This window comes from Stenotrophomonas maltophilia (assembly GCF_002799155.1).
In the GTDB taxonomy this organism is placed as follows: Bacteria; Pseudomonadota; Gammaproteobacteria; order Xanthomonadales; family Xanthomonadaceae; genus Stenotrophomonas; species Stenotrophomonas maltophilia_R.
The window spans coordinates 2,846,781-2,862,686 of sequence record NZ_NERD01000002.1 but is presented as its reverse complement, the minus strand read 5'-3'; the positions used below and the strand labels follow the sequence as shown (position 1 = coordinate 2,862,686).

The following is a 15,906-nucleotide window of genomic DNA, read 5'->3' as shown; positions in this document are numbered from 1 at the left end:
TCTCTCCTGGGTGTGCTGGCGAGTGTAGCGGCATGTCTTCATGCCGGGTGATGCTGGCCGCGGTGATTGTCCCTGAACGGCGCCGGCGCTAGTGTAGGGGCCTCTGCCTTGCCTGCTCGATGCTGTGAACCGCGCTTCCGTCCCTGGCCTGGATGCCTTGTTGAACCGTCCCTCGGCAGCCGTGCTGCCTGCTCCGCTGCGCCAGGCCCTGCGTGAGCAGTGGGAAGCGCCGGACTGCGACCACCAGATGCGCGCCACCTGGTCGGTGCTGGGCGATACCCTTGATGCGCTGGCGATGCTTTCGGCCGACGAGGGAGCGGTGGTGGCAGCTTTGCTGTTCGACCTGCCGGGCCTGCGCGCCCGCCTGGACCCGCTGCCGCTGGGCAGCCACAAGGCGGCGGTGATCGGCCTGCTCGATGGCCAGGACGCTGCAGATCCGGTGTGGGCACTGCATGCCGGCCGTGAGGCCGGGCGCAACAGTGAAGGGCTGCGCCGGCTGCTGCTGGCGATCATCCGCGACCTGCGCGTGGTACCTATCCTGCTGGCACGCCAGCTGGCGCGGATGCGTGCGGCCGACAAGCTGGATGACGAGCAACGCCGCGCGCTGGCGCAGCTGACCCGCGACATCCACGCGCCCCTGGCCAACCGCCTGGGCATCTGGCAGCTGAAGTGGGAGCTGGAGGACCTGGCGTTCCGCCACCTGGAACCGGAGACCTATCGCCGCATCGCCCGCGAGGTGGACGAGACCCGAATCGCACGCGAGCGCTATGTCGAGAACGTCAAGAAGGTGCTGTCGCGCGAGCTGGTCGCGCAGGGCATCACGGCCGAAGTCAGCGGCCGCCCGAAGCACATCTACAGCATCTGGCGGAAGATGCAGAAGAAGCGGCTGGCGTTCGACCAGCTGTACGACATCCGCGCAGTGCGGGTGATGGTGGACGACGTCGCCGCCTGCTACGCCGCGCTGGGCGTGGTGCACGCGCTGTGGGCGCCGGTGCCGAGCGAGTTCGACGATTACATCGCCCGACCCAAGGCCAATGACTATCGCTCGCTGCATACCGCCGTGGTCGGCCCGGAAGGGCGCACCATCGAAGTGCAGATCCGTACCCATGAGATGCACTCGCAGGCCGAGCTGGGCGTGGCCGCGCACTGGAAGTACAAAGAGGGCGGCAAGGGCGCGGAGAAGTCCTTCGACCGCAAGATCACCTGGATGCGCCAGCTGCTGGAACAGGCGCAGGACGGGCAGGGCAATGAACTGGCCGGGGCGCTCGATGCCGAGCTGACCGAGGACCGGGTCTATGCGCTGAGCCCGAAGGACGAGGTGCTCGACCTGCCGCAGGGGGCCACGCCGCTCGATTTCGCCTACCAGGTGCACACCATGGTCGGGCACCGCTGCCGCGGCGCGAAGGTCAACGGCCGTATCGTGCCGCTGACCTATCGGTTGCGCAGCGGCGACCGCGTCGAGATCCTGACCGGCAAGGAAGCCGACCCGCGCCGCGACTGGCTGATGCCGGCCAACGGCTTCCTGGCCAGCAACCGGTCACGTGAGAAGGTACGCAGCTGGTTCCACAAGCTGGACCGTGCGCGCAACGTGCAGGCCGGTCGCGAGCTGCTCGAGCGCGAACTGAAGCGGCTGGGCCTGCAGCACTCGGACCTGGCCGTCGCCGCGAAGAAGTTCCATGCCGACAGTGTCGATGACCTGTACATCCAGGTGGCGCTGGGCGATACCGGCCCGAACCAGGTCAGCCGTACGCTGCTGGAAGCGGAGCGTGCCGCCAGCCAGCCGGCGCCCGCGCCGAGCCTGCCGCGGCCGACCGCGCGCCGCGAGAACCTGGGCAAGTCCAAGTTCACCGTGCAGGGCGTGGGCAACCTGCTGGTGCAGCTGGCACGCTGCTGCCAGCCGGTGGCCGGCGAGCCGATCGTCGGTTACCTGACCCGTAGCCGTGGTGTCACCGTGCATCGTGCAGACTGTGCCGCGCTGGCCCGGCTGGCAGCCACCAGTCCGCAGCGCATCCTGCCGGTGGAGTGGGGCCAGGCCGGCGGCGGCTACGAAGTGGACGTGGTGGTCACTGCCGTCGACCGCCGCTGGCTGCTGAAGGACATCACCAACCTGATCGCCCAGGAAGACGCCTACGTGCTCGACATCCACAGTGACAACGTGCGCAACAGTGGCCGTGCCCACCTGCGGCTGCGCCTGAAGGTCAGCGACTACGGGCAGTTGTCGACCCTGCTGGGCAAACTCGATGCGCTGCCGGGCGTGAGCGAGGCGCGTCGCCTCGGCTGAGCTTCACGCTGCCCCGGCTACCCTGCACGCATGGAACGCGAGCCCCCGCATCGCCCGCATGGCGCTGAACACCCTGCGCTGGACCGCGTCCGTCGCGAGGGCCGTTGGTGGTGGCTGCAGGCGCGCCATGCGCGCCGGGTGTGGCGCTGGGCGCTGCTCGCAGCGCTGGCGGTGTTCGTGCTGCTGGTGCTGCTGCGCAAGCCGCTGGCCGACTGGTTCTGGGATGAGCCGCAGATCGAGCAGCTGCTGGCCGAGGGCGATCGTGCACTGGCTGCCGGTCGCCTGAGCGATGCCGATGGCAGTGGTGCGCGCGAGCGCTACCAGGCGGTGCTGGCGCTGGACGGTGATCGCCCGCAGGCGCGCCAAGGCCTGGCCAGTACCGGCGCGGCAGCACTGCAGCAGGCGCGCGATCGCCTGCAGGCTGGTGACCTGGACGGCAGCGCGCAGGCGCTGGCACTGGCCCGTGAGCTGCAGGTGCCACAGGGCGAAGCCGATGCAGTCGCCCGCCAGCTGCAGGCGCGACGCAGCGCCGGAGCGGGTATTGGTGCGTTGTTGGCACAGGCGCGCAACGCGTTCGCAGCCGGACGCCTGGATGACGGCGACAGCAGTGCGTTGCCCTTGTTCCAGCGCATCCTCGCCTTGCAGCCGGACAACCTGCCGGCGCTGGAAGGGCGCGAAGATGCGCTGAGCGACCTGCTGCTGCAGGCGCGCACGCTGGCGGGGCGCGGAGAGCTGGCCGAGGCCGCCGCGATCCTGCGTCGTGCCCGCCAGTTCGATGCCGGTCATGCCGATCTGCCGGCCAGCGAGGAAGCCCTGGCGCGGGCGGTCGAGCAGCGCTTGCGGCAGGCACAGCGCGCGTTGCAACGGCAGCAGCTGGAAGCAGCGTCCAAGGGCTTCCTGGCGGTGCTGGCGGTGGCTGCCGATGATGCCAACGCCCAACGGGGGCGTGAGCAGGTGCTGCAGGCAGTGCTGGCGCGCAGCCAGAAGCGCGCCGACGATTTCCAGTTCGATGCGGCGCAACGTGATGCGGCGCTGGCGACGGAGCTGGGGGCTTCGCAGGCAGTACGGCAACAACTTGCGCAGCGCCTGCAGCGTGCGCAGCAGGCGCAACAGGCCCTGCAGCAGCCCGCGATCAGTAAGGCGCAGCGCGAACGCCAGCTGCGCGACCACCTGCGCAAGATCGAACGCGCCGAGCGTGCAGGGCAGTGGATCAGCCCACCGGGGCACAGCGCGTTCGACGCGCTGCGCGAAGCACAGTCATTGGCCCCTCGCGACGCGCGGGTGAAGGCCGCTGCAGCACGCCTGCTGCCCGCCAGTCGCCGCTGCTTCGACGACAATCTGCGGCAGAACCGGGTACAGGCGGCAGGCGCCTGCCTGCAGGCCTGGCAGACGCTGTCACCGACCGCAGCGGGCCTGCCCTCGGCGCGGCTGCGGTTGGCCCAGCGCTGGCTGGCGATCGGCAGCGAACGGCTCGGCAATGGCGACCTGGCCTTTGCTGCGCGCGCCGCCGAACAGGCGCGGTTGCTGCAACCGGACCTGGCCGAACTGCCGGCATTCGAAGACCGCCTGCGTCGCGCCGGCGGACGTGCGGACTAGGCGAAGAACACCCGCTGCACGGTCGCGCGGGCGGCATCAAGTGAGAAATGCTGGGCGACGTTGGCCAGGCCTGCATCGGACAACTGCTGCCACAGCTGCGGATCCTGGTACAGGCGGATCACCGCATCGGCGAAGCCGGCGGCGTCATCGGCCACCAGCACGTCCTGGCCGGGGTGCAGGTGCATGCCTTCCACGGCACAGGTGGTACCGACCACCGGCTGGCCATGGGCCATGCTCAGGTTGATCTTGCCCTTCACGCCGGCGCCGAACCGCAGCGGCGCAATGGCAATGCGCGCACCGTCCATGTAGGGGGTGATGTCTTCGACGAACCCGTGCATCTGCACGCCCGGCTGGCGTGCGGCCAGCGCCAGCAACGACTCCGGCGCCGCAGCACCGATGCAGTGCAGGCGCACCTCGGGCAGCCGGGCGCGGATGCGGGCGAAGACCTCGCCGATGAACCATTCCATGCCATCCAGGTTCGGTGGATGACGGAAGCCACCGACAAACACCAGGTCGCGCCGCTGCTCGAATACCGCACCGGCACCAGCGACCTCGTGCAGGTTGGAGATCAGCTCCACCTGCACCCGCGGTGCATCGGACTGCAGCTGCTCCCGTTCGGCCGCACTGACCAGCACGGTGATGTCGCACTGCTCCATCACGGCCAGTTCGCTGCTTCGGGTACGTTCGGCTGCACGCAGCAGGGTTGCGTCGCCGGCCACTTCGGCACCGCGGCGTTCGCGCAGGTAGTGCAGGTCAACGGTGTCGAATACGGTGCGTGCCTGCGGCGCATAGCGCTTGAGCAGCGGCAGGCATTCATGGGCCACATGGTGGCGCACCATCATTGCCACGTCGAAACGCGATCCGTGGTTGCGCAGCCAGCCGGCCACGCCGTCCAGGAAGGGCGCGTACCAGACTTCCACGCCCATCCGTTGCAGCGCTTCGGTGGCCGCACCGGCATGCTCGCGCCGGGTCGGTACGAACACCACGTGGGCACCGCCCTGCAGCAGCAGGCGGATCAGATTGACCTGGCGCAGCGACCCGGAATCGCGATCCGGTTGAGGTACTTCCTCGTCCAGGATCAGCACCTGGCGCCGGCCGCGCAGCAGCAGCGCCGGAGACGGCACTTCGCCGACCGCCGGATGTCGGCCCAGCTCGGTAGCCCAGCGGGCGGCGAAGATGGCCTGGTTGCGCACCTGGTAGGCCTTCACCCCGCTGCCGGTGTCGGTACCGTTACTGGTGCCTTCGTCGTGGATCACCCGGCTGGCCGGCTGCACCAGCACGCGCAGGCCCTGTGCACGCACGCGGAAGGCCAGGTCGGTGTCCTCGTAGTACGCCGGCTTGTAGCGGGTATCGAAGCCATCCAGCTGCTGCCAGAGGGCGCGCGGCAGCATCAGCGCCGCCCCCGAGCAGTAGTCGACGTCGCGCAGGCTGGCAAAGCGCGGATCATCGGCGGCCTCGAAGCGGCCGTAGCTCCAGCCACTGCCATCGGCGAAGATCACCCCGCCTGATTCCTGCAGGCGGCCATCGGGGTACAGCAGCTGGCTGCCGACCAGGCCGGCGTCGGGCACGCTGCCGAAGGTGCCCAGCAGGGCATCGAGCCAGCCTGGCTGCGGCACCGTATCGTTGTTGAGCAGTACCACGTAGCGGCCGCGCGCGCGCGACACACCGTCATTGCAGGCTTCAATGAAACCGCCGTTGTGCTCGCGCACTTCATAGCGCAGCCCGGCCACCTGCGGCATCCACTGCGCGGTGGCGTCGCTGCTGCCGTCATCCACCACCAGGATCTCGCACGCGGCCGCCGGCGGGTACGCCGCCAGGGCGCGCAGGCAGGCCAGCGTGTGGTCGACGTGGTTGTAGACCGGAATGACGATGCTTACCTCCGGCGACTCGCTGAACGGCACCGTGAAGGGGGTGAAATCCTGTGCCGGCGGCAGGAACAGCGGCGTGCGCGGAGCGGGAACGGCGCGCTGGGTATGCACGCGGATGCGCTGCCAGGTGGCCCGCCACCCACGGGTGCGCAGGCTTGCCAGGCTCCGGCGGGCCAGGCCCGACAGGCGGTTGATCAGGTATCGGATCTCGGCCAGGGACATCGCCATCCGGTTGCAACTCCAGCTTAAGCAGGGGAACCCGGGAGAATTCGCCAGCCGCAGTGGCTGGGGTAGACTCGCCAGACCCTACATTCTCGCATTCCCGTGCCCCGACGCTACGATTCCGACGACATCGACGATTTCGACGACGACCAGCAGGACAACGGTCCGCTGTGGCGGCGCCGGCTGATCACCTGGAGCATGGCTGCGGTCGCGTTGGGATTGGGTTTCCTCATTCCCTATACGCTGTACCTGAACCAACAGGTGACCCAGCGTTTCGGCGAGCTGCGCTGGCAGATCCCCACGCGCGTGTACGCGCGCCCGCTGGTGCTCACCCCCGGCAAGGCGATGGATGCCTCCACGCTGAAGACCGAACTGGCCGCTTCTGCCTACCGCGATGACGGGCAGGGCAAGGAGCCGGCCACCTATGCAGTGAACGGCGGGCGCTTTGTCATCTCCAGCCGCGGCTACAACGATGTCGATGGCCGGGTGGCCCCGCGCCGGGTGGAGCTGTCGCTGGCCGATGGCGGCGTGGCCTCGCTGCGCGATGCCGACAGCCGCAAGGCGCTGAAGGCTGCGCGGCTGGATCCGGCGCGCATCGCCACCCTGTACGGCCAGAAGCAGGAAGAACGCCGCCTGATCCGCATGGACGAGGCGCCGGACCTGCTGGTGACCGGCCTGCAGGCAGTGGAAGACAAGGACTTCAACCGCCATCACGGCATCGATCTGTCCGGCATTGCGCGCGCGGTGTGGGTGACGATCCGTTCCGGTGGCCAGAGCCGCCAGGGCGCGTCGACGCTGACCCAGCAGCTGGCCCGCAGCGGCCTGCTCGGCATCGGCAAGGAACAGACGGTCACCCGCAAGTTCAATGAGGTGCTGTACGCACTGATCATGGAGGCGCGCTACGACAAGCGCACCATCTTCGAGGCCTATCTCAACCAGGTGTACCTGGGCCAGCGCGGCAGCCAGGCGATCCACGGCATGTCGTCCGGCGCCGAGTTCTGGTTCGGCCGCGACCTGCAGTCGCTGGAGACCGAGCAGATCGCCCTGCTGATCGGCCTGGTCAAGGGGCCGTCGTTCTACGACCCGCGGCGTAACCCGGAACGCGCGCTGGATCGCCGCAACTTCGTGCTGGGCAAGCTGCACGAGGCCACGCTGATCGACGATGCCGAGTACCAGCGCGCGCTGAAGGCACCGCTGGGCGTGCCCAAGACGCCGGGCCTGGTGGCAGCCAACCGCTTCCCCGCCTACGTTGACCTGGTCCGCCGCCAGCTCGGCCATGACTATCCGGAATCTGCGCTGCAGGGCGCGGGCCTGAGCGTGATGACCGGCATGTCGCCGTCCGCCCAGGCCTATGCCGAAGGCGCGGTGACCCGCACCATCAAGTCGCTGGGAAGCCAGCGTCGTCCTGAACTGCAGGCTGGCATGGTGTTGACCGACGTGCACAACGGTGACGTGCTGGCGGTGATCGGCAGCCGTGAGGTGTCCGAGGTCGGCTTCAATCGTGCGATCGAAGCGCAGCGCCCGGTCGGTTCGCTGCTCAAGCCGTTCGTGTACCTGCTGGCCCTGGCGCAGCCGGACCGCTACTCGCTGGCCAGCTGGGTGGATGATTCGCCGGTGACGGTGCAGCTCGGCCGCGGCCGCAACTGGAGCCCCGGCAACGCGGACAACCGCAGCCACGGCACGGTCCGCCTGATCGACGCGCTGGCGCATTCCTACAACCAGGCCACGGTGCGCGTGGGCATGCAGGTCGGCCCCGAGCGCGTGACCCAGCTGATCCACGTACTGGCCGGCATCAAGGCCGAGGCCAACCCGGCGGTGATCCTCGGCTCGACCGACCAGAGCCCGTATGCGATGGCGCAGCTTTACCAGTTCCTCGCGTCCGGCGGTGAGATCCAGCCGCTGCACGCGGTACGTGGCGTGCTCGATCCGCAGGGCAAGCTGCTCAAGCGATACGACAAGACCCCGGCGCCTGCACAGGAAGGCGATTCGATTGCCGCCAACCTGATCAGTGTCGGCCTGCAGCAGGTGGTCGCCAGCGGTACCGCGCAGCGGCTCAATGCCGATGGCCTCGGCCGCCTGCAGCCCGCCGGAAAGACCGGCACCACCAACGATGGCCGTGACAGCTGGTATGCCGGCTACACCGGTGACCATCTGGCGGTGATCTGGATCGGCAACGATCAGAACGAGCAGGCCGGTCTGTATGGCGCCACCGGCGCGATGCGGGTCTGGTCGGGCATCTTCCAGCGCCTGCCGAGCGCGCCGCTGCGGGTCAGCAACAAGGGCCTGGACTGGCAGTCGGTGGCACCCACCGGCCTCAACAGCACCGATGAAGGCTGCCCCGGCGCGCGCCGTTTCCCGTTTGTGGTGGGCTATGCGCCGGCTTACGCGCCGTGCGCGCCGGCCGTGTCGCCGGACGGGCAGGGTGGGGCCGAAGGCGAGGGCGGTGGCTGGCGCAGCTGGTTCGGCCTGGACCGCAAGCCGGAAGCGCCTGCCGAACCTGCCCCCGCTACTCCTCCCCCGAGCCGATGATGCCGATGAACATGCGATCCCTGCTGCAGCCCCTGGTCCTGAGCGGCCTCAGCCTGGCCCTGGCCGCCTGCGTGAGCAGCGCACCACCGGTGGTCAAGCCGGTCGATACCACCACGCCGGCGCAGCGTCTGGCTGCCGTGGATGCAGCAGCGGGGCCGGATGACAAGGAACTGTCGGTGCAGCCGCTGCGTGACCCGCAGGTAGAAGACCTGCGGTTGACCGCACAGGCGCAGCGCCAGGCCAACGATCTGGCCGGTGCCGCCAACAGCCTGGACCATGCACTGGAGATCGTGGCGAGTGACCCGGCGGTGCTGCAGGAACGTGCCGAGCTGGCGCTGCTGCAGGGCCAGTGGGCGCAGGCGGAGACGTTCGCGCGCAAGGCGATCGACTTGGGTTCGAAGACCGGCCCGCTGTGCCGCCGGCACTGGGCGACGATCGAGCAGTCGCGCCTGGCGCGCGGCGAGAAGGAAAATGCGGTGTCGGCGCATGCGCAGCTGGAAGGCTGCACGGTGCCGGGGATCAAGCGGTACTGAGTTTTCAGCCAACGGCGCAGCTCCTCGTGGCTGTGGGTTGGTCGCTGAAGCCAGAAGCAAAAGCCGCGCTGGGCCGGGCGGGTTGGGTTCGCGGGGGACGCCGTAAACCCACAGTCCCCCGCCAGTCCCCAGTACAACCCAGAGCCAAGAACGCCGTTGCTGTTGCTCTGGCTCCGGGTTGAAACGGGTGCCGGGCAGCGCCCGGCCGGGTATCCTTTCCCTCTGATGTCCGACCTTGTCCATGCCAGCCGCGAAGCCCTCAGCGAAGGCGGCGCGCTCGCCTCGCACCTGGATGCATTCGTCCCGCGTCCGGCACAGCTGCACCTCACCGAAGCCATCGCCGATGCGCTGCAGCAGCGGGACCTGCTGCTGGCCGAGGCCGGTACCGGCACCGGCAAGACCTTTGCCTATCTGGTGCCGGTGCTGCTGTCCGGGCTGCGCACCATCATCTCCACCGGCACCCGCGCGCTGCAGGACCAGCTCTACCACCGCGATCTGCCGCGCGTGCGCCAGGCACTGGGCGTCGGCCTGCGCAGCGCACTGCTGAAGGGTCGTGCGAACTACCTGTGCCGCTACCGACTGCAGCAGGCGCGGGGTGAGCCGCGGTTTTCCAGCCCCGAGCAGGCCGCGCAGTTCCAGCGCATCCTGGCCTGGTCCGGACGCTCGGAGTTTGGTGACATCGCCGAACTGGAAGGCCTCGCCGACGACTCACCGCTGCTGCCGATGGTCACCTCCACCGTCGACAACTGCCTGGGCACCGATTGCCCGTTCTGGGACGACTGTTTCGTGGTGCGCGCGCGCCAACGTGCGCAGGCCGCTGACGTGGTGGTGGTCAACCATCACCTGCTGCTGGCCGACCTGGCACTGAAGCAGGACGGTTTCGGTGAACTGCTGCCGGGGGCGCAGGCCTTCGTCATCGACGAGGCGCATCAGTTGCCGGAGTTGGCCGCGCAGTTCTTCGGCGAAGGTTTCGGCATGCGCCCGTGGCAGGAACTGGGGCGCGACTGCCTGGCCGAAGCACGCGGCGTGGGCGGTGCGCAGTCGGCCCTGCAGGAACCGGTCGACCAGTTGCAGCAGGCATTGCTGGCGTTGCGATTGGCGATGGAGGGGTTGCCGCCGCGTGGTACGCAGTGGCGTGCGCTGGCCATGCCACAGGTGCGCGATGGATTCGATACGGTGATGGCCGGCCTGGCCACGCTGGAGCAGGCATTGCAGCCGCTGCGCGAAGCGGCTGCGGGCCTGGACGCCTGCCATGCAAGGGCGCGCGAGGCGGTGTCGCGGCTCCAGCGCTGGCTGGGCGATGATGAGCCCGCGCTCGATTTCGATGCCGATCCGGCGGAGGCCGCCCGTGCTGCCGATGTGCTCTGGTACGAACTCACGCCGCGTGGTTTCCGCTGCCAGCGCACGCCGATGGACGTGTCCGGCCCGCTGCGCGAGCATCGCGAGCGCAGTCGCGCGGCCTGGATCTTCACCTCGGCCACGCTGACCGTGGGCGGTGGCTTCGATCACATCGCTGCACGCCTGGGCCTGGACGATCCGCACACGCTGGTCCAGCCGAGCCCGTTCAACTGGCCGGAGCAGGCGCTGTGTTACCTGCCCGAAGGCTTGCCTGATCCGGCCGCACGGGGCTTCGGTACTGCCCTGATCCAGGCCCTGCGGCCGGTGTTGCAGGCATCGCAGGGCAGGGCATTCCTGTTGTTCGCCTCGCACCGTGCATTGCGCGAGGCCGCCGAGGCATTGCGCGACGGACCATGGCCGTTGTTCGTGCAGGGCGAGGCGCCGCGCGCGACGCTGCTGCAGCGTTTCCGCGAATCGGGCAATGGCGTGCTGCTGGGCTCGGCCAGCTTCCGCGAGGGTGTGGACGTGGTGGGCGAGGCGTTGAGCGTGGTGATGATCGACAAGCTGCCGTTCGCGGCGCCGGATGACCCGGTGTACGAGGCGCGGCTGGAGGCGATCCGCAGCCAGGGCGGCAACCCGTTCCGCGATGAGCAGCTGCCGCAGGCGGTGATTGCGCTGAAACAGGGCGTCGGCCGCCTGATCCGCAGCGAGAGCGACCGTGGGGTGCTGGTGTTGTGCGACCCGCGCCTGCTCAACCGCGGCTATGGCCGGGTCTTCCTCGATTCACTGCCGCCGTTCCGACGTACCCGCAGCCTGGCCGATGTGCAGGCCTTCTTTACGCCACAATGGACACCCGTGGCCGATGATGCGGCTGCCCCGGCCGCCGATGCGGCGGGCCCGGAGCCGGTACCCGGTGCCACGTTCCCCTTGTTCTGACCCGATCCGATGAAACTGCTTGCCTTTGAAACCGCCACCGAAGCCTGTTCCGTTGCCCTGCATGTTGATGGGCAGGTGCTGGAACGCTTCGAGATCGCCCCGCGCCGGCACGCCGAACTGAGCCTGCCGTGGGCCGACGCGCTGCTGGCCGAAGCCGGTATCAGCCGCCGCCAGCTGGACGGCATTGCGCTCAGCCGTGGCCCCGGTGCGTTCACCGGTGTGCGCCTGGCGATCGCCATTGCCCAGGGCATCGCACTGGCGCTGGACCGGCCGCTGTTGCCGGTCTCGACGCTGCAGGTGCTGGCGCTGCAGGCACCGGCGGAAGAAATGCAGATCCTGTCGGCGATCGATGCGCGGATGGGCGAGCTGTATGTCGCGCGCTTCGAGCGTGTGGACGGCCTGCCGGTGGCGCGCGACGCCGAACGCGTGTGCGCGCCTGCCGCGGTGGCGCTGCCGGAAGGGCTGTCCGCCTATGGTGTGGGTACCGGTTTCGGTGCTGCCGAGGGCGCACTGCTGGCGCAACTTGGGGCTGGCCTGCGCGGATTCGATGCCACCGCATTGCCGCGCGCGTCGGACGTACTGGCATTGGCGGTGCCGGCGTTCGCTCGCGGCGAAGCCATTGCACCGGAGGGGGTCGAGCCGGCGTACCTGCGCGACAACGTGGCGCTGACCCTGGTCGAGCAGCAGGCGGCGCGCGAAGCGAAGGCGAAAGCCAACGGCTGAGCCCCTCGTGGCGGGGTTGGTTGATCGCGTAAATCAAAAGCCGCGCTTGACCGGGCGGGGTGGGTTCGCGGGGGGCGCCGTGAACCCGTCCATGGGGGCTTGGCCGCGGCATCCATGCCGCGGACACCCCCGCGAACCCATCCCGCCCTGCCTCTGACAGTTACCGTGTGCGTCCGCCACGGAAAATCAAAAAAAGAAAAGTCAAAGTCAAAAGCGGATCGCTTCGCTCGCATCCACGCGTAGCGTGGATGTGTGTCGACCAAGGTCGACACCTACCAATAGCAAAAATGCGCCGCGATCTGTCAGAGGTGTGGCGGGGTGGCTGGGCAGGACCGTTGGCGCCATGGATGGCGCCATCGAGCCCCCAGGGATGGGTTTACGGCGTGTCCTGACCAGCCACCCGCCACACCAAAACCACAGTCCAACCGCCGCTTTTGACGTTGACGTTGACGTCCAGCGGGTCCCGGGCCGCAGGCCCGGGCAACAAAACCCTACCGATCGTCGTGCAGGGTGCCGCCGGGCAGGAACACCCACGTGCGGGTGACCTGCAGGATGTCGATCTCGTCCTCGGTCTCCGGCAACGGCGGGAACGGCTGGGCCAACTGCACCACCCGCAGTGCCGCCTCATCCAGCAACGGCGTCCCGCTCGAACGCAGGATCCGGCTGCTCTCCACGCTGCCATCGCGGCGCACGCCCACGCTGATCACCACCTGGCCGCCGAGCCGGCGCTGCCGGGCCTCGTCCGGGTAGTTCAGGTTGCCGACGCGCTCGGCGCGGTCGACCCAGGCACGCAGGTAGTTGGCATAGGCATATTCGCGCGTGCTGGCCGACACGAATTTGCGGTTCGGGCGCTTGGCGTACTGCGCGGAGCGCAGATGCACCTCGGCCGCCAGCCGTGCCATCTCGGCGTCGCGCTGCTCGCGTGCGGTCAGCGGTGCATCCGGCTCGGGCTGCTCCGGTGTCGGCCGCGGCTGGGCCTGGGCCACCGTCTCTTCGCCATTGCGGCTGCTCACCACGCGCGCCTGCGGTGGCGGAACCGGTGCGGCCGACTGCTGCTGTTGCGGCACCGGGCTCAGCCCGGCCTGCGCCTGCGGCACGATGCCCGCCTGGTTGTCGCGCGGGCGCTGTGCACGGTCGTGCTCGCCCCCGCCTTCCTGGCTGGCAGCGGCAAGGAAATCAGCCTGCTTCGGCGTCAGCGCGGTGCGGGTCTGGCTGAAGATGACCTCCAGCGTCGGTACCAGCGGAGCATCGCCCTTCACCGCAAAGCCCACGCCCAGGATCAACAGGGCGTGGACCAGCACCGACAGCGCGATGGTGGCCCCCAGCCGTTGCGCTTCGCGCGGCGGCGGTGGCAGGACGGCAGGTGCGGACGGCATCAGCGCAGGCCGGCCTCGAGCGCGTCGAACAGGGTGCCGGCAATGTTCAGGCCGTACTGCGCGTCCAGTTCGCGCACGCAGGTCGGGCTGGTCACGTTGACCTCGGTCAGGTAGTCGCCGATCACGTCCAGTCCAACAAAGCGCATGCCGCGGCGCTTCATCTCCGGGCCGACCTGGGCGGCGATCCAGCGGTCGCGCTCGCTCAGCGGGCGCCCTTCGCCACGGCCGCCGGCCGCCAGGTTGCCGCGGAACTCGTCACCCTGGGGGATGCGTGCCAGGCAGTAGTCGACCGGTTCGCCGTCAACCAGAAGGATGCGCTTGTCGCCGGCAGTGATGTCGGGAATGAACTTCTGGGCCAGCGCCAGCTTGCGGCCGCCCTCGGTCAGGGTTTCCAGGATCACGTTCAGGTTCGGATCGCCCTGCCCGCTGCGGAAGATCGAGCGGCCACCCATGCCGTCCAGCGGCTTCAGCACGGCCTGGCCGTGCTCCAGGGCGAAGGCCTTCAACGCCTTGGCATCGCGGCTGACCAGGGTCGGCGGGCAGCACTGCGGGAACAGCAGGGCAGCCAGCTTCTCGTTGTAGTCGCGCAGGCCTTGCGGGTTGTTGACGACGCAGGCACCGGCAGCGGCAGCCACGTCCAGCACCTGGGTGTCGTAGATGTACTCGGCATCGACCGGCGGATCCTTGCGCATCAGCACGATCTGGCCGGGACCGAACTCGGTACGGCTGAACGCGCCCAGCTCATACCAGCCGGACGGGTCGTCGTGCACCTGCAGCGGCGCGGTCTGGGCTACCGCCACGCCACCCTCCAGGGCCAGCCCGCCCGGCCGCACGTAGTGCAGGGCATGGCCGCGGCGCTGGGCTTCCAGCAGCATGGCGAAGGTGGTGTCCTTGGCGATCTTGATGTGGGCGATGGGGTCCATCACCACGATGACGTTCAACGGCATGGGCGCACCTGTCAGGCAAGGCGTTGATGGTAGCGGCAACGCTGGCCGCGCGCCTCCCTGCCGTACTGCAACGCAGCGTCCGCCTGCCGGCGGCGCAGTCATTGCGAACCCGGTCACGTTCAGCCGGGCGCCACCCCCTGCGCGGTGGACCGGCCTTGAAGCGAGCGCGGAAAGTGCGATATAGATACGCTTTCGCAGCGGCTCCCGCCAGAGATTGGGCCGTGCGCTTGGGGATAGGCAATGACTGAAAACACGACTGCGGGCGGGGAACTCGCAGGACTCCGGGTGATGGTCATCGATGATTCGAAGACCATCCGCAGGACTGCGGAAACGCTGCTCAAGCGCGAAGGCTGCGAGGTGGTTACCGCCACCGACGGCTTCGAAGCGCTTGCCAAGATCGCAGACCAGCAGCCGCAGATCATCTTCGTCGACATCATGATGCCGCGCCTGGATGGCTACCAGACCTGCGCGCTGATCAAGGGCAACCAGCTGTTCAAGGCGACCCCGGTGATCATGCTGTCATCCAAGGATGGTCTGTTCGACAAGGCGCGGGGGCGCATCGTCGGCTCGGAGCAATACCTGACCAAGCCTTTCACGCGCGAAGAACTGCTGGGTGCCATCCGCACATACGTCAACGCCTGACCAGGGGGGAAAGGCACAATGGCTCGTATCGTCCTGATCGAGGATTCACCGACCGACCGCGCGGTGTTCACCCAGTGGCTGCGCCGTGCCGGCCACGAGGTGCTGGAAGCGGACAACGCCGAGGATGGCCTGCAGCTGGTCCGCGACCAGGTGCCGCAGCTGGTGCTGATGGACGTGGTCCTGCCCGGCATGAGCGGTTTCCAGGCCACCCGTGCAATGGCACGTGATGCGGCGATCAAGCACATCCCGGTGATCATCGTCAGCACCAAGGCGATGGAAACCGACAAGGCCTGGGGCCTGCGCCAGGGCGCAGCCGATTACATCGTCAAGCCGCCGCGCGAGGATGAACTGATCGCGCGGATCAACGAACTGGTGGCCTGATGCGCTCGCCCTTCGACATCCTTGAAGCCTACGAACGGCGCAGCCTGGCCCACGCGGTGCAGCTGCCCGGGCGGCAGTTCGCCCAGGACCTGTGGCGTGGCGTCGGTTTCCGCGTCGGCCAGCGCCGGCTGGTGTCCGATTTCCGCGAAGTGGTGGAAATCGTGCCGATGCCGCCGGTGACCCCGGTACCCTGCGCGCAGCCCTGGCTGCTGGGCGTGGGCAACCTGCGCGGCAACCTGTTCCCGGTGGTCGACCTGAAGTACTTCCTGGAAGGCACGCGCACCGTGCAGCAGGAAGGCCAGCGCGTGCTGATCATGCGCCAGGCCGGCGGCGACGTCGCACTGACCATCGATGAACTGTTCGGCCAGCGCAGCTTCGAGCTGGAACAGCAGATCGCGGCCGGCACACTGGCCGAAGGTCGCTACGGCCATTTCGTTGACCGTGCCTTCCATGCCGACGGCCATGACTGGGGCGTGTTCTCGCTCTCGCTGCTGTCGCGCACCCCTGAATTCCGGCAAGCCGCGGCCTGAGGCC

Annotated in this window: 12 protein-coding genes; 9 read left to right on the top strand and 3 right to left on the bottom strand. The window is 68.7% G+C overall.

Annotated elements, in window-relative coordinates; genetic code table 11:
- Positions 1 to 124 precede the first annotated feature (124 nt).
- Both B9Y82_RS13850 and B9Y82_RS13845 read left to right on the top strand, forming a co-directional pair.
- Entirely contained in the window at positions 125 to 2,281 is a 2,157-nt protein-coding gene (locus B9Y82_RS13850) for a bifunctional (p)ppGpp synthetase/guanosine-3',5'-bis(diphosphate) 3'-pyrophosphohydrolase (protein WP_100473661.1), read from the top strand.
- 30 nt (positions 2,282 to 2,311) lie between these two features.
- Positions 2,312 to 3,877 carry a hypothetical protein gene (locus B9Y82_RS13845; RefSeq protein WP_100473660.1) on the top strand — a complete coding sequence of 522 codons (1,566 nt, stop codon included), beginning with the start codon at positions 2,312 to 2,314 and terminating at the stop codon, positions 3,875 to 3,877.
- Here B9Y82_RS13845 and B9Y82_RS13840 read toward each other — a convergent pair.
- On the bottom strand, positions 3,874 to 5,973 hold the full coding sequence (locus B9Y82_RS13840) for a glycosyltransferase (protein WP_100473659.1): 2,100 nt from the start codon (positions 5,971 to 5,973) through the stop codon (positions 3,874 to 3,876). The genes B9Y82_RS13845 and B9Y82_RS13840 overlap by 4 nt on opposite strands.
- A 96-nt stretch (positions 5,974 to 6,069) precedes the next feature.
- Here B9Y82_RS13840 and mrcB point away from each other — a divergent pair, with 96 nt between their 5' ends.
- The 4 genes from mrcB (at position 6,070) to tsaB (ending at position 12,026) form a co-directional block, all read left to right on the top strand.
- Positions 6,070 to 8,496 carry a penicillin-binding protein 1B gene (gene mrcB, locus B9Y82_RS13835; RefSeq protein ID WP_100473658.1) on the top strand — a complete coding sequence of 809 codons (2,427 nt, stop codon included), beginning with the start codon at positions 6,070 to 6,072 and terminating at the stop codon, positions 8,494 to 8,496.
- A complete protein-coding gene (locus tag B9Y82_RS13830) occupies positions 8,493 to 9,029 on the top strand; it encodes a hypothetical protein (RefSeq protein ID WP_100473657.1) in 537 nt (178 codons plus the stop codon). Before mrcB ends, B9Y82_RS13830 begins: the two co-directional genes overlap by 4 nt.
- 225 nt (positions 9,030 to 9,254) lie before the next feature.
- Complete coding sequence (locus B9Y82_RS13825; protein WP_100473656.1) at positions 9,255 to 11,303, top strand: ATP-dependent DNA helicase; 2,049 nt, start codon at positions 9,255 to 9,257, stop codon at positions 11,301 to 11,303.
- A 9-nt stretch (positions 11,304 to 11,312) separates the two neighbouring features.
- On the top strand, positions 11,313 to 12,026 hold the full coding sequence (tsaB, locus tag B9Y82_RS13820) for a tRNA (adenosine(37)-N6)-threonylcarbamoyltransferase complex dimerization subunit type 1 TsaB (RefSeq protein ID WP_100473655.1): 714 nt from the start codon (positions 11,313 to 11,315) through the stop codon (positions 12,024 to 12,026).
- A gap of 491 nt (positions 12,027 to 12,517) precedes the next feature.
- Here the strand turns inward: tsaB and B9Y82_RS13815 are convergent, their stop codons facing one another.
- Complete coding sequence (locus B9Y82_RS13815) at positions 12,518 to 13,402, bottom strand: energy transducer TonB (protein ID WP_100473654.1); 885 nt, start codon at positions 13,400 to 13,402, stop codon at positions 12,518 to 12,520.
- Positions 13,402 to 14,349, bottom strand: coding sequence for a glutathione synthase (gene gshB, locus B9Y82_RS13810; RefSeq protein ID WP_100473653.1), 948 nt, complete (start codon positions 14,347 to 14,349; stop codon positions 13,402 to 13,404). Before gshB ends, B9Y82_RS13815 begins: the two co-directional genes overlap by 1 nt.
- A 240-nt stretch (positions 14,350 to 14,589) precedes the next feature.
- Here gshB and pilG point away from each other — a divergent pair, with 240 nt between their 5' ends.
- The 3 genes from pilG to B9Y82_RS13795 are packed head-to-tail and all read left to right on the top strand — an operon-like array spanning position 14,590 to position 15,902.
- Positions 14,590 to 14,991 (top strand): twitching motility response regulator PilG, encoded by a 402-nt coding sequence (gene pilG, locus B9Y82_RS13805; protein WP_005418455.1) that lies wholly within the window; start codon positions 14,590 to 14,592, stop codon positions 14,989 to 14,991.
- An 18-nt stretch (positions 14,992 to 15,009) separates the two neighbouring features.
- Positions 15,010 to 15,372 (top strand): response regulator, encoded by a 363-nt coding sequence (locus tag B9Y82_RS13800; protein WP_005410717.1) that lies wholly within the window; start codon positions 15,010 to 15,012, stop codon positions 15,370 to 15,372.
- Positions 15,372 to 15,902 carry a chemotaxis protein CheW gene (locus tag B9Y82_RS13795; protein ID WP_100473652.1) on the top strand — a complete coding sequence of 177 codons (531 nt, stop codon included), beginning with the start codon at positions 15,372 to 15,374 and terminating at the stop codon, positions 15,900 to 15,902. The genes B9Y82_RS13800 and B9Y82_RS13795 overlap by 1 nt, the downstream gene beginning before the upstream one ends.
- Positions 15,903 to 15,906: the final 4 nt, after the last annotated feature.

Coding starts and splice junctions, on each gene's coding strand:
- B9Y82_RS13840 (WP_100473659.1), bottom strand. CDS start 5,973: ATGGCGATGTCCCTGGCCGAGATCCGATACCTGATCAACCGCCTGTCG.
- B9Y82_RS13830 (WP_100473657.1), top strand. CDS start 8,493: ATGATGCCGATGAACATGCGATCCCTGCTGCAGCCCCTGGTCCTGAGC.
- gshB (WP_100473653.1), bottom strand. CDS start 14,349: ATGCCGTTGAACGTCATCGTGGTGATGGACCCCATCGCCCACATCAAG.
- B9Y82_RS13795 (WP_100473652.1), top strand. CDS start 15,372: ATGCGCTCGCCCTTCGACATCCTTGAAGCCTACGAACGGCGCAGCCTG.
- B9Y82_RS13800 (WP_005410717.1), top strand. CDS start 15,010: ATGGCTCGTATCGTCCTGATCGAGGATTCACCGACCGACCGCGCGGTG.
- pilG (WP_005418455.1), top strand. CDS start 14,590: ATGACTGAAAACACGACTGCGGGCGGGGAACTCGCAGGACTCCGGGTG.
- tsaB (WP_100473655.1), top strand. CDS start 11,313: ATGAAACTGCTTGCCTTTGAAACCGCCACCGAAGCCTGTTCCGTTGCC.
- B9Y82_RS13815 (WP_100473654.1), bottom strand. CDS start 13,402: ATGCCGTCCGCACCTGCCGTCCTGCCACCGCCGCCGCGCGAAGCGCAA.
- B9Y82_RS13825 (WP_100473656.1), top strand. CDS start 9,255: ATGTCCGACCTTGTCCATGCCAGCCGCGAAGCCCTCAGCGAAGGCGGC.
- B9Y82_RS13845 (WP_100473660.1), top strand. CDS start 2,312: ATGGAACGCGAGCCCCCGCATCGCCCGCATGGCGCTGAACACCCTGCG.